Source organism: Vibrio profundi (assembly GCF_005281835.1).
Taxonomy (GTDB): domain Bacteria; phylum Pseudomonadota; class Gammaproteobacteria; order Enterobacterales; family Vibrionaceae; genus Vibrio; species Vibrio profundi.
In genome coordinates this window covers 15,553-28,880 of record NZ_RZIS01000007.1, presented here as the reverse complement: position 1 = coordinate 28,880, position 13,328 = coordinate 15,553, and the positions used below count along the sequence as shown (strand labels likewise).

Below are 13,328 nucleotides of genomic sequence, written 5' to 3'. Positions count from 1 at the left end.
GATTGCCTAGTTCAAGGAAAACACGCGGAGCTTATGACAATAAGTGAGCATGTTTGACGACGAAATCGGCAATCTGATGAAGCTATCAAAGGTAAAATAAAATGAATGTACTTATTATTGGTGCCGGCGGTCGTGAGCACGCTTTAGGTTGGAAAGCAGCACAAAACCCAAACGTTGAAACAGTCTTCGTTGCTCCAGGTAACGCAGGTACTGCACTTGAGCCAAAACTAGAAAACGTAAACATCGGCGTTGAAGACATCGCCGGTCTAGTGGCGTTTGCTCAAGAGAAAAAAATCGAACTGACTATCGTTGGTCCAGAAGCACCACTCGTCATTGGTGTGGTTGACGCATTCCGCGAAGTGGGTCTGCCTATCTTTGGTCCAACCCAAGCGGCAGCACAGCTAGAAGGCTCTAAAGCATTCACTAAAGACTTCCTAGCTCGTCACGACATCCCAACCGGTTCTTACGCGAACTTCACTGAGATTGAGCCAGCTATCGCTTACGTTCGTGAACAAGGTGCACCAATCGTAGTTAAAGCTGATGGCCTTGCGGCAGGTAAAGGCGTTATCGTTGCGATGACTCTTGAAGAAGCGGAAGACGCAATCAAAGATATGCTAGCAGGCAACGCATTTGGCGAAGCTGGCAGCCGCGTAGTTATCGAAGAGTTCCTTGAAGGCGAAGAAGCGAGCTTCATCGTGATGGTTGACGGCTCTAGCGTTCTGCCTATGGCCACCAGCCAAGACCACAAACGTGTTGGCGACAAAGACACTGGTCCTAACACGGGCGGCATGGGTGCTTACTCTCCAGCTCCAGTGGTAACGCCTGAAATCCACAACCGTATCCTTGAAGAAGTTATCTACCCAACAGTACGTGGCATGGATGCAGAAGGTGCACCTTACACTGGTTTCCTTTACGCTGGCCTAATGATTGACGCTGACGGTACTCCTAAAGTTATTGAATACAACTGCCGCTTCGGCGATCCAGAAACGCAACCTATCATGATGCGTATGGAGTCAGACCTTGTTGAACTTTGCCTAATGGCTATCGACGAGAAGCTGGACGAAGCTGAATCTAAGTGGGATCCACGAGCTTCAATTGGTGTTGTTCTTGCAGCTGGCGGCTACCCTGCTGACTACGCAAAAGGTGACGTAATTTCATTACCGACAAGCGAAGTTGAAGGTCAAAAGATTTTCCACGCAGGTACTGCAAATAACGAAGCTGGCGATGTTGTGACAAACGGTGGTCGTGTACTTTGTGCTACAGCACTAGGTAACACGGTTTCTGAAGCTCAGGAGCGTGCTTACGCGCTAACTAAACAAGTGAGCTGGAATGGTATGTTCCACCGCAATGACATTGGTTACCGTGCGATTGCGCGCGAGCAAGAGCAGTAATAATCACTGCAAAAATACAAAAAGGCGCTTAATTGCGCCTTTTTCGTTTTCTAAGATATAACGACCGCTTACTCTTCTAAAAGCGCAGTTCGCTCGATGCAATCTTGGCTATCTTCCGCCAACATCAACAATTCTTCTACTGAAACCTTTCCTAGCGACTGACTCCCAAGGAATGCAGCATAACTATCGACGCTTGCTAATCGGTTGATCACAAAGCTTGGAAGAGTTTGGTTGAACTCCAAATCTTCATATTCTTTGCCAGAACATGTTTCGAAAGTACTGCCGTCCCAATAACCTTGAATCAACTCCAAACCATCGCTTTTCTGCTCCTGAGTGCGCTCTAGAACAGAGTTAGCTTCTTTTTGGTAGCGTTGTAGTTGTTCAGCTTGAATAGGCAATACACGGTTATCAATGCGATATTGCTGATAGATTGCTTCGTTTTCTTTATTAAAACGAACATGAATACGGTATGGAACCAAATCGTTAACAGAATTGCGCTGTTCACCTTGGCGAACAAACTCTCTTAAGTTGCCATCTTGCCAACGATATTCGCTTTTGTACCAGCCGTAATCCCCAACCGTAACATAATCAGAAGCCGTGTCAGGCGTCGTCAGTTTATTGGTCACCCAGTAAAAGCTTGTGGCATCTCCCATGACTTGGCCGCCAGAGGATTCTACAAATTGATCTAAATTTGAACGAGGGTTGGATGAGGAACATCCGATAATGAGAGAAGATAAAAGTGGAACGATTAGAAATGCTTTGTTCATAAAAACCTGTACCGAGGTGAGGTGAAACTACCTCGGTACAGTTTAGATTATTTCACTGAATCTTTCAGTGCTTTACCCGCTACAAATGCTGGAACATTTGCTGCTGCGATTTGGATTTCATCGCCAGTCTTAGGGTTACGACCAGTGCGAGCTGCACGGTGGTTTACTTTGAAAGTACCAAAACCAATTAGTTGAACTTGGTCGCCGTCTTTAAGAGCATCAGTTACACCGCCAAGAGTCGCTTCTAGTGCTGCTTTTGCTTGAGCTTTAGAAAGGTCCGCTTTTTCAGCAATAAAGTCGATTAATTGGGTCTTGTTCATTAGGTTTCCCTTCTTTGTAATTTTGAATTCGGATTCACTCTAAAACATAAATGCCCTATCTGGCAAAGGTTTGTCGACGATCTTTAGCTCTAATGCCGCACTTTTAGCCATAATATGAGTAATAACTCACAATTTGTTACTTCTTCATCGTATTGAAACCTTGTTTTATAAAGGTTTCGGGCCAATTTATAAGGTACCAGAGCAAGCGTATTTGTTAGAGTACGAACGATTTCTGGATACCTAAATTACATTTATGCAAGGTCAATTATGCTGCTGCTAACCTTATACGTTTCCGTTGCTATCGGAATTTCATTCATCTGTTCTGTTTTAGAAGCCGTGCTTTTGAGTATTAGCCCGAGCTACATCGCTCAACTGAAGCAACAAGATCACCCTGCAGCGGCGTCTTTAGATAAGCTGAAAACAGACATCGATCGCCCACTGGCATCCATTCTTACGCTGAATACTATTGCCCACACGATTGGTGCTGCGACAGCAGGTGCTCAAGCTGCGGTCGTATTCGGTAGCCAATGGCTAGGTGCATTCTCCGCGGTTCTGACACTGGGTATTTTGGTCTTGTCTGAAATCGTACCAAAAACCATTGGTGCGACGTACTGGCGTCAACTGGCTCCTGCATCAGCCACTGTATTGCGCTGGATGGTATTCTTCTTAACACCATTCGTATGGTTCTCAGAGCAAATCACCAAACGACTGGCTAGCGGCCATCAAGCACCAAAAATGCGTGATGAGCTGTCTGCGATGGCGATTCTAGCCAAAGAAAGTGGTGAATTTGCAGAAGGTGAATCTAAAATCTTGAGCAACCTACTGGGTATTCAAGATGTCGCTATCACGCAAGTTATGACGCCTCGCCCTGTGGTATTTCGCGTTGATGCCGAAATGACAATTAATGCTTTCCTTGAAGAACACAAAGACACGCCGTTCTCGCGCCCTTTGGTCTATTCAGAGCAATCGGACAACATCATCGGCTTTGTACACAGGTTAGAGCTATTTAGGCTGCAACAAGCAGGCTGTGGTGATAAATCACTGGGTGATGTGATGCGTCCAATTCACGTGTTACTCAACAACCTTGGCTTAGCAAAAGCTTTTGACCAGATGATGTCTAACCGCTTGCAACTGGCGCTAGTGGTCGATGAATACGGCACAATTCAAGGCCTACTGACATTAGAAGATATTTTCGAGCACTTACTGGGTGAAGAAATTGTTGATGAAGCGGATAAAAATACTGACATGCAAGAGCTAGCATTTCAGCGCTGGGAAAGCTGGAAGGAAAAGCATGGGGTAATTGAGAATCGTGATGACGATGAAGAAGCCGAACCGCAAGAGAAGAAAGAAAGCTAACTCGGCTTTAAACCTCACATAAAACAAAGGCTCCATTAGGAGCCTTTGTTTATTAATGTTCTAGCGTTACGCCTATGTTGCTCACCGCGTCTTCTCGCAGCTCCAAGCGTAAGTCTTTAATCAATTCAATGTCACGCTCTTGAGTTTCACGTAGAGGGCGGAAAATAGCCCATTGCACGTCCCACTCTTCACATACTGCTTCATTTTCTTTCTGATTATCGTTAGTGATTTCTTCACTACCTTGCGCCTGCTCTAAATCAACGACTGTTTGTACCGATTGCTGGCTCAATTTTAACATTGCTTCAAACAGATGCTCGCGATCTAACAAGCCGTGAAGTAACGTCGATAAACCTTGGCACGCATCCATCGCAGGGTATACGCCGTAAAAATTGAAATCGTCTGCACTAGGAAATAACTCTTCCAGCTTTTCTAATTGACGCTCAAAGTTCACTTTTGCCGTTTTGACTGTCAGAATTTCCCAAACACTATCAAGTACATCGCGATAAATACGTGCCTCGGCAAATTCTGTATTTTCACAAAACATGGCATAGTTAGGGTACATACGCTCACATAAGCACGCCATGAAGGTAATTTGTTGCCAAGGTTCTAACTTTTCAAGACGAACCTGAAGTGGATTCTGTAGCATAGTCACTCAATAATTGCAGAAAAAGACAGCGGAAGTGTACTTGATAAATACAAGGGAAAAAAGGCAAGCCTATGAACAATTTCACGAATAAGCTTTATATCCTCACTGAGCACAACGACACCTATAAACAGCTCATCATCAATCAGTCTTTACCTGAGCTGGAAATTTGTGAATCACCAGAAGACGCCGAGATAGTGCTCGCCTCTCCCCCTTTGATTGTAGACCAACTCGATCGCTTTACTCAGTTAGACTGGCTACAGTCTACCTACGCGGGAATCAATACACTCATTAATGATCATTTGCGCCAAGACTACACTCTGACCAACGTTAAAGGCATATTTGGTCCAGCCATCGCAGAGTACGTATTAGGCTATAGTATTCATCACTATCGTCACTTTCAGCTATACCACCAGCAACAATCTCAAAACCAATGGCAACCACACCTATACTCGTCGCTGTCAGGGAAAGTCATGGTTATCTTGGGTACAGGCTCAATTGGTAGCCACCTTGCTCATGCAGCAGCCGCTTTGGGGCTTCACACCGTCGGCATTAACCGTACCGGTATTCCTTCTAAAAGCTTAAGTTTTAAAGATACATTCCACATTAACGAGATCAAAGCCGCGCTCGAACAAGCCGACATCGTAGTCAATACTTTGCCCGCAACCGACGAAACCCGAGCACTGCTTAACGAAGATACACTCAGTTACTGTAAACGTGTATTACTCTTCAATGTAGGACGAGGGGAAACATTGGATAATAAAGCACTGCTGCTCGCACTCAAGAATCATTGGGTTGAACACGCTTTCTTAGACGTCTTTACGCAGGAACCGTTACCACAAAACCACCCATATTGGAGCTTACCGCAAATCACGGTCACGCCCCATATCGCCGCGTTAAGTGAACCGAGGCAAGTGGTGAATATATTCGCACGTAATTACCAGTTATGGCGTGACGGTTTCCAATTGGATAACACGATTGATTTCGAAAAAGGCTATTAATGCTCGATAACCTTCTCAGTGAAATTCGCCAATGCCAGGTATGCGCCGCAAGTCTAACGCATGGGGCAAACCCTGTGATTCAAGCATCTGTGGAAGCGAAACTTCTGATCATAGGCCAAGCACCTGGGATTAAAGTTCACAGGAGTTCCACCCCTTGGGACGATGCAAGTGGGGAGCGGCTAAGGGACTGGTTAGGCATCAAAGTGGATGACTTCTACGATCCCAAGAAAATAGCCATTATGCCGATGGGGCTGTGCTATCCAGGCAAAGGGAAAAGTGGGGATTTACCTCCGCGGAAAGAATGTGCTCCGCTGTGGCACAAACGAGTACGGGCACTACTCCCGAATGTAGAAATGACGCTACTGATTGGCCAATACGCTCAGAACTATTATTTAGCGGACAAGCCTAAAACGCTGACTGAGACTGTAGAACAATGGAAACGTTGGGCTCCACAATATATTCCTTTACCTCATCCGTCGCCACGCAACAACATCTGGCTTAAAAAGAACCCGTGGTTTGAGCGTGATGTTCTGCCATTCATACGCAAACAACTAGCCCCAGCCATCACGCAATAAAAAACGCCGACTTCACTGAATCGGCGTTTTTATAACAATAAGCTTGGCTTACTTGTGGTAAGGCTTAGAAAGCTCGTGTACCGCGTCTACAAATACACCTGCGTTTTCTGGCGGCACATCCAAATGGATACCGTGGCCTAGGTTAAATACGTGACCGGTACCCGCATCGCCGAAGCCTTCTAAGATAGATGCCACTTCTTGACAAATACGCTCTGGCTGAGCATAAAGGATCGATGGATCCATATTACCTTGTAGAGCAACCTTATCGCCGATTCGTGCTTTCGCGTCAGCAATGTTAATCGTCCAATCTAGACCAACCGCATCACAACCTGTAGCAGCAATAGACTCTAACCACATGCCACCATTCTTAGTGAATAGTGTTACTGGTACACGACGACCATCGTTTTCACGGATCAAGCCATCAACGATTTTGTGCATGTATTGCAGTGAGAATAGGTTGTAGTCACGAGGAGTCAGTACACCACCCCATGTATCAAATACCATTACCGATTGAGCACCCGCTTTGATTTGCGCGTTTAAGTATTCGATCACGCTGTCGGCCAGCTTATCTAGAAGCAGATGCAGCGTTTGAGGTTCTGCGTACATCATCTTTTTGATCTTAGTGAACGCTTTAGAGCTGCCACCTTCAACCATGTAAGTAGCCAACGTCCACGGGCTGCCAGAGAAGCCAATCAATGGAACGTCGCCGTTCAAATCTTTACGGATCTGACGAACTGCATTCATTACGTATTGCAGTTCACCTTCTGGATCCGGTAGGCCAATTTTTTCTACGTCAGCTTTACACGTGATAGGGCGCTCAAATTTAGGGCCTTCACCAGTTTCGAAGTATAAGCCTAAGCCCATCGCGTCTGGGATAGTCAGAATATCAGAGAACAAGATTGCCGCATCTAATGGGAAACGACGTAAAGGCTGAAGCGTCACTTCTGATGCCAGTTCTGCGTTTTTACACAGAGACATGAAATCACCAGCTTCAGCACGAGTCGCTTTATATTCAGGAAGATAGCGGCCTGCTTGACGCATCATCCATACTGGCGTGTGGTCTACAGGTTGCTTTAACAGTGCGCGTAAATAGCGATCATTTTTTAGTTCGGTCATTCCGTTAAATTCCAATTCAATCTTGTCTAGTTTTGATGGCAGGTATTCTAACACTGATTCACCTATAAAAGCTGTGTGCTTTGCAACCTAGATCAAGTTATTAACTTTTAAATCAATGCTTAGTTTGCACCCCTTAGGGGAGCATGTTAAAAATTTGTTCGCTAGCGAAAATAACAATTATAAACTGAGTACACAGTACTCAGCATCTCATAACGACATCTTACTTACCCCCTCCACTTGTGGAGGGTTTTTTTTACTTATTTTTCAATATCTTTGGCATTTTCTATTTGCAAAAGCGTATGTTCGATCAATGCTCGAGCGATGGTGCCTTTTGGGGCAATTTCAGGCATATCATTCGGTGAAAACCACTGAGCATCAGACAGCTCACTGTAGTCCGGTTTCAACGCACCACCAGCGTATTCAGCAATGAACCCCATCATCATACTAGAAGGGAAAGCCCATGGCTGACTGCCAAAGTATTCGATGTTTTTTACATCAACACCCGTTTCTTCTTTCACTTCTCTCGCAACACACTGCTCTAATGTTTCCCCAACCTCAAGGAAACCCGCAATCACAGTATACATACCCGTGCGATGACGAGGGTGCTGCGCTAACAGAATTTGGGATTGATTGCGGACAGCGACAATAATACAGGGAAAGATCCTAGGATAATGTAAAGTTCGGCAATCGCTACACTGCATGGCGATTTGATTATGGTTTAAAAATGTTCGCCCGCCACATTGTGGACAAAAACGTATCGTTTGAGTCATGTGCCCATATTGCACCGCTTTACTGGCTAACAAAAAAGCCGCCTCATCCCAATCTAATAACGAACGAAGGGATGTGAGTTCTAATGCTTGCGAGAGCTCTGACTCATTCACCCAATATACTGGCTTATCTAAATGTCGCCCAATACAAATGGCTTGATCAACTGGGATCTCAAACTCAGCGGCACTTCCAAAAGGAAGCGCACCATTTAGCGTCCAAATTTCACTTCCCGCAACAACACACCAATACGCTGGCTCAGTCATTATCTTGTCACTTTTTTTTAACATCCTTGCCTCTCACCGCTTGCAGTTCGTTCATTTTACTGGCAATCTAATTTCATACTAGAGTTGTTGCAAAGAATTATTCCGGCTATTACTTTTAGTATTAACAATAATATGAAATGGATTCCCTGCTTCGGCAATTTACTTTGATCACACGGCTGTGATCAGATCATGAGGACATGGTCATGCTAAATAAATTCAAACAAACACAAGAACAATGGGGTGGCTCACACGAGGTCATCGATCATTGGCTAGAGACTCGTCAATCACTGATTGTCGAATATTGTAAACTTGCTGCACTTCAACCTTGTACCACTAAAAACTCTACTATCGCTGAACTCCCCTCTTCTGATGAACTCCAATCTTTTTGCCAACACTTAGTCGACTATATTTCTGAAGGACACTTCAAGATCTATGACATGGTCATGGATAAGTGGCAGGCAACCGGCTTTAAAGTCACAGAAGAAATCAATCAGACTTATGGGCATATCGTACTCACCACTGAGCCTCTGCTCAATTTCACTGACAGGTACGCCGCCATATCAAATAATGATGAACTTGAATCGTTTGATAGTGATTTATCGCTTATTGGCGAAATCATTGAGGCAAGATTTGAAGTAGAAGATCAACTGATCCAACAGATTGCTGATAGCTTAGCAGTGCCACCAGGCGCGTAAGCTCGATTAATCCAAATCTGCGCTTGAGCTGTTAAGCAGTTCAAGTGCATCGTTACGAGCCGTAAATCTTTTCGGTTAAATTTATCTCGTCATCAGGCTCTAAAGTAACACCTACAAAAAAGGCACCCGAAGGTGCCTTTTTTCGTATCTCTTAACGATTACTCGTCAGAAGAGAAACCAGCGTTTAGAAGTGCAGCTAGGTTATCCGTTGCTTGTTCAGCAGATGGGCCTTCTTGCTCTTCACGTTGCTTTTGACGATCTTGGTGGTATGCGAAACCAGTACCAGCTGGGATCAGACGACCAACAATAACGTTCTCTTTCAGACCACGTAGATCATCACGCTTACCAGAAACCGCAGCTTCTGTTAGTACGCGAGTTGTCTCTTGGAATGATGCCGCTGAGATAAATGACTCAGTAGCAAGAGATGCTTTAGTGATACCTAGTAGTTCACGTTCGAAGCGTACTAGTTCTTTACCTTCTGCTTCTAGAGCACGGTTAGCAATCTTAACTTGAGAATACTCAACTTGCTCACCAGGTAGGAACTCAGAGTCACCAGCGTGTGTAATAGTACACTTACGTAGCATTTGACGAACGATAGTCTCGATGTGCTTATCGTTAATCTTTACGCCTTGTAGACGGTAAACTTCTTGTACTTCGTTAGCGATGTACTGAGTCACAGCGTGAATACCACGTAGACGTAGAATGTCATGTGGAGTTTCTGGACCATCAGCGATTACATCACCACGTTCGATCTTCTCACCTTCGAACACGTTCAGTTGACGATGCTTAGGAATCATTTCTTCATAAGTTTCGCCACCGTCACGAGTGATCACAAGACGACGCTTACCTTTCGTTTCTTTACCGAAAGACACAGTACCTGTGTGCTCAGCAAGAATCGCAGGCTCTTTCGGCTTACGAGCTTCGAATAGGTCAGCTACGCGTGGTAGACCACCGGTGATATCTTTGTTTCCGCCAGATTTCTGAGGGATACGAGATAGTGTGTCACCGATGCCAACTTCAGCGCCATCTTCGATGTTAACAATCGCTTTACCTGGTAGGAAGTAGTGAGCTGGCATATCAGTACCAGGGATCATTACGTCGTTACCTTGGTCATCAACAAGTTTGATAGCTGGACGCATATCTTTACCTGCTGCTGGACGAGCGGCTGCATCTGTCACTTCAGAAGAAGATAGACCAGTTAGGTCATCTGTCTGACGAGAAACAGTAACACCATCGATCATATCAACGAATTGAATGCGACCTGCCACTTCAGTGATGATTGGCATGGTGTGCGCTTCCCAGTTAGCTACAACTTCACCAGCTTCTACTGCGTCGTTGTCTGCTTTGTTCAGCATAGAACCGTAAGGAAGTTTGTGCTTCTCTTTAGTACGGCCGAACTCATCAACAATCGTCATCTCAGATGCACGAGAGGTGATAACCAGTTTCTTCTCTTTGTTGATAACGAACTTAGCGTTGTGAAGTTTCACAGTACCAGTTGTTTTCGCTTGGATGCTGTTCTCTGCTGCTGCAGTAGATGCTGCACCACCGATGTGGAACGTACGCATCGTTAGCTGTGTACCAGGTTCACCGATAGATTGTGCAGCGATAACACCAACTGCTTCACCTTGGTTCACTAGGTGGCCACGTGCTAGGTCACGACCGTAACACTGTGAACAACAACCGAAGTCTGCATCACAGGTAACAACAGAACGCACTTTCATGCTATCTACAGAGTTGTCTTCCATGATCTGACACCACTTCTCATCAATCAGAGTGTTACGTGGGATCAGTACATCTTCAGTACCTGGCTTAAGAACATCTTCAGCTACTACACGACCAAGAGCCAGCTCAGAAAGTGCAACTTTAACGTCACCACCTTCGATATGAGGCATCATGTCGACACCTTCATGTGTGCCACAGTCATGTTCGTGAACTACAACGTCTTGAGCAACGTCTACTAGACGACGAGTTAGGTAACCCGAGTTTGCTGTTTTCAGTGCTGTATCCGCAAGACCCTTACGAGCACCGTGCGTTGAGATAAAGTACTGAAGGACGTTTAGACCTTCTTTAAAGTTCGCAGTGATCGGCGTTTCGATGATTGAACCATCTGGACGCGCCATCAGACCACGCATACCTGCTAGCTGACGAATCTGAGCTGCAGAACCACGTGCGCCCGAGTCGGCCATCATGTAGATGCTGTTGAACGATTCTTGCTGCTCTTCTTCACCATCGCGGTTAACAACCGTTTCAGAAGAAAGGTTATCCATCATCGCTTTCGCAACGCGGTCGTTCGTAGACGCCCAGATATCGATAACTTTGTTGTAACGCTCACCCGCAGTAACAAGACCAGATTGGAATTGCTCTTGGATTTCACGAACTTCTTCTTCAGCAGATTCGATTTCGTCGTACTTCGCTTGAGGTACAACCATGTCGTTGATACCTACAGAAACACCAGAAAGTGCTGCGTAAGCAAAACCTGCGTACATGATTTGGTCAGCAAATACTACCGTGTCTTTAAGACCAAGCTTACGGTACGCTTCGTTAAGTAGGTTAGAGATTTGTTTCTTACCTAGCTTTTGGTTAACGATGCTGTACGGAAGACCTTTCGGTACGATTTGCCATAGCATTGCACGACCAACGGTTGTATCAACTAGTTTAGTCTCTGTAGTGCTATTGCCGTCTTCGTCTACTACTGTTTCAGTGATACGTACTTTAACGCGAGCGTGTAGCTCAGCAGTCTTAGTACGGTATGCCTTCTCAGCCTCTTCAGGGCCAGCAAGGTACATACCTTCACCTTTCACGTTGATTTTCTCACGTGTCATGTAGTAAAGACCCAATACAACGTCCTGAGAAGGTACGATGATCGGATCACCCGATGCTGGCGACAGAATGTTGTTTGTCGACATCATCAGAGTACGAGCTTCAAGCTGTGCTTCTAAAGTTAGAGGCACGTGAACCGCCATTTGGTCACCATCGAAGTCGGCGTTATATGCCGCACACACTAGTGGGTGAAGCTGGATCGCTTTACCTTCGATTAGTACTGGTTCAAACGCTTGGATACCTAGACGGTGAAGTGTAGGTGCACGGTTAAGTAGTACTGGGTGTTCGCGGATTACTTCGTCTAGGATGTCCCAAACGATAGCTTCTTCGCGCTCTACCATCTTCTTAGCAGCTTTGATTGTCGTAGCCATGCCACGAGTTTCTAACTTGCTGTAGATAAATGGTTTAAATAGCTCAAGTGCCATCTTCTTAGGAAGACCACACTGGTGCAGACGAAGGTATGGACCTACTGTGATTACAGAACGGCCAGAGTAGTCTACACGCTTACCTAGAAGGTTCTGACGGAAACGACCTTGTTTACCCTTGATCATATCAGCAAGAGATTTCAGAGGACGCTTGTTCGAACCTGTGATTGCACGACCACGACGACCGTTATCTAGAAGTGCATCAACAGACTCTTGCAGCATACGCTTTTCGTTGCGTACGATGATGTCCGGAGCCGCTAGCTCTAGAAGACGCTTCAAACGGTTGTTACGGTTGATCACACGACGGTAAAGGTCGTTCAGATCTGAAGTCGCAAAACGACCGCCATCTAGAGGTACTAGAGGACGTAGATCTGGCGGAAGCACAGGAAGTACAGTCAGAATCATCCATTGTGGATCGTTACCAGACTGGATGAATGCTTCAACTAGCTTCAAACGCTTAGTGACTTTCTTACGCTTAGTTTCAGAGTTAGTTGTTTCCAACTCTTCGCGCATTTCTTCTGCTTCTTGATGAAGGTCCATAGTTGAAAGCAGATCTTTGATCGCTTCCGCACCCATCTTAGCAGTGAATTCGTCACCCCACTCTTCTAGACGATCCAGATACTCTTCTTCAGTAAGCATCTGAGATTTTTCTAGATCAGTCATACCTGGTTCAGTTACTACGTACATTTCGAAGTAAAGAACACGTTCGATATCACGCAGTGGGATATCCATTAGTAGACCGATACGAGACGGTAGTGATTTTAGGAACCAGATGTGAGCAACTGGTGAAGCAAGCTCGATGTGGCCCATACGGTCACGACGAACTTTAGTTTGTGTAACTTCAACGCCACACTTCTCACAGATAACACCACGGTGTTTCAGACGCTTGTATTTGCCACAAAGACATTCGTAGTCTTTAACTGGACCAAAGATACGCGCACAGAACAGACCATCGCGCTCAGGTTTGAACGTACGATAGTTGATCGTCTCAGGTTTTTTAACTTCACCAAAAGACCATGAACGGATCATGTCAGGTGAAGATAGACCGATTTTGATAGCATCAAATTCTTCGGTCTTATGCTGTGCTTTTAGAAAGTTTAATAAGTCTTTCACATTCAGCTCCTGTAAGGAGTTAAAAGGAGCCCACCCGCTAAAGTGAGCCCCCTTCTACCAAATAATCCCGAGGGA

Annotated in this window: 11 protein-coding genes; 5 read left to right on the top strand and 6 right to left on the bottom strand. The window is 45.3% G+C overall.

From position 1 onward, the window contains the following. The first annotated feature begins 101 nt into the window (after nucleotides 1–101). Nucleotides 102–1,391 carry a phosphoribosylamine--glycine ligase gene (gene purD / locus ELZ11_RS16445; protein ID WP_137358501.1) on the top strand — a complete coding sequence of 430 codons (1,290 nt, stop codon included), beginning with the start codon at nucleotides 102–104 and terminating at the stop codon, nucleotides 1,389–1,391. 68 nt (nucleotides 1,392–1,459) lie between these two features. On the opposite strand, the gene ELZ11_RS16440 is transcribed toward purD, so the two are convergent. Next, nucleotides 1,460–2,158 carry a DUF1481 domain-containing protein gene (locus ELZ11_RS16440; RefSeq protein ID WP_137358500.1) on the bottom strand — a complete coding sequence of 233 codons (699 nt, stop codon included), beginning with the start codon at nucleotides 2,156–2,158 and terminating at the stop codon, nucleotides 1,460–1,462. A 47-nt stretch (nucleotides 2,159–2,205) separates the two neighbouring features. After that, nucleotides 2,206–2,478 carry a nucleoid-associated protein HU-alpha gene (gene hupA, locus ELZ11_RS16435; RefSeq protein WP_004729753.1) on the bottom strand — a complete coding sequence of 91 codons (273 nt, stop codon included), beginning with the start codon at nucleotides 2,476–2,478 and terminating at the stop codon, nucleotides 2,206–2,208. A gap of 267 nt (nucleotides 2,479–2,745) precedes the next feature. Between hupA and ELZ11_RS16430 the strand changes: the two genes are divergently transcribed. Next, a complete protein-coding gene (locus ELZ11_RS16430; protein WP_137358499.1) occupies nucleotides 2,746–3,834 on the top strand; it encodes a CNNM domain-containing protein in 1,089 nt (362 codons plus the stop codon). A gap of 52 nt (nucleotides 3,835–3,886) precedes the next feature. Here the strand turns inward: ELZ11_RS16430 and ELZ11_RS16425 are convergent, their stop codons facing one another. After that, nucleotides 3,887–4,480, bottom strand: coding sequence for a YjaG family protein (locus ELZ11_RS16425; protein ID WP_137358498.1), 594 nt, complete (start codon nucleotides 4,478–4,480; stop codon nucleotides 3,887–3,889). A 71-nt stretch (nucleotides 4,481–4,551) separates the two neighbouring features. Here ELZ11_RS16425 and ELZ11_RS16420 point away from each other — a divergent pair, with 71 nt between their 5' ends. Further along, the gene (locus tag ELZ11_RS16420; protein WP_137358497.1) at nucleotides 4,552–5,478 is read left to right on the top strand and encodes a D-2-hydroxyacid dehydrogenase; all 927 of its coding nucleotides are present in this window, start codon (nucleotides 4,552–4,554) and stop codon (nucleotides 5,476–5,478) included. Continuing rightward, on the top strand, nucleotides 5,478–6,053 hold the full coding sequence (locus ELZ11_RS16415; RefSeq protein WP_137358496.1) for a uracil-DNA glycosylase family protein: 576 nt from the start codon (nucleotides 5,478–5,480) through the stop codon (nucleotides 6,051–6,053). The genes ELZ11_RS16420 and ELZ11_RS16415 overlap by 1 nt, the downstream gene beginning before the upstream one ends. A gap of 48 nt (nucleotides 6,054–6,101) precedes the next feature. Here the strand turns inward: ELZ11_RS16415 and hemE are convergent, their stop codons facing one another. Continuing rightward, nucleotides 6,102–7,169 carry a uroporphyrinogen decarboxylase gene (gene hemE, locus ELZ11_RS16410; protein ID WP_137358693.1) on the bottom strand — a complete coding sequence of 356 codons (1,068 nt, stop codon included), beginning with the start codon at nucleotides 7,167–7,169 and terminating at the stop codon, nucleotides 6,102–6,104. Nucleotides 7,170–7,426: 257 nt separating this feature from the next. Beyond that, nucleotides 7,427–8,224 (bottom strand): NAD(+) diphosphatase, encoded by a 798-nt coding sequence (nudC, locus tag ELZ11_RS16405; protein ID WP_137358495.1) that lies wholly within the window; start codon nucleotides 8,222–8,224, stop codon nucleotides 7,427–7,429. Nucleotides 8,225–8,397: 173 nt separating this feature from the next. Here nudC and rsd point away from each other — a divergent pair, with 173 nt between their 5' ends. Next, a complete protein-coding gene (gene rsd / locus ELZ11_RS16400; RefSeq protein WP_137358494.1) occupies nucleotides 8,398–8,895 on the top strand; it encodes a sigma D regulator in 498 nt (165 codons plus the stop codon). Nucleotides 8,896–9,053: 158 nt separating this feature from the next. Here the strand turns inward: rsd and rpoC are convergent, their stop codons facing one another. Beyond that, on the bottom strand, nucleotides 9,054–13,253 hold the full coding sequence (gene rpoC / locus ELZ11_RS16395; protein ID WP_137358493.1) for a DNA-directed RNA polymerase subunit beta': 4,200 nt from the start codon (nucleotides 13,251–13,253) through the stop codon (nucleotides 9,054–9,056). Between the last annotated feature and the right edge of the window lie 75 nt (nucleotides 13,254–13,328).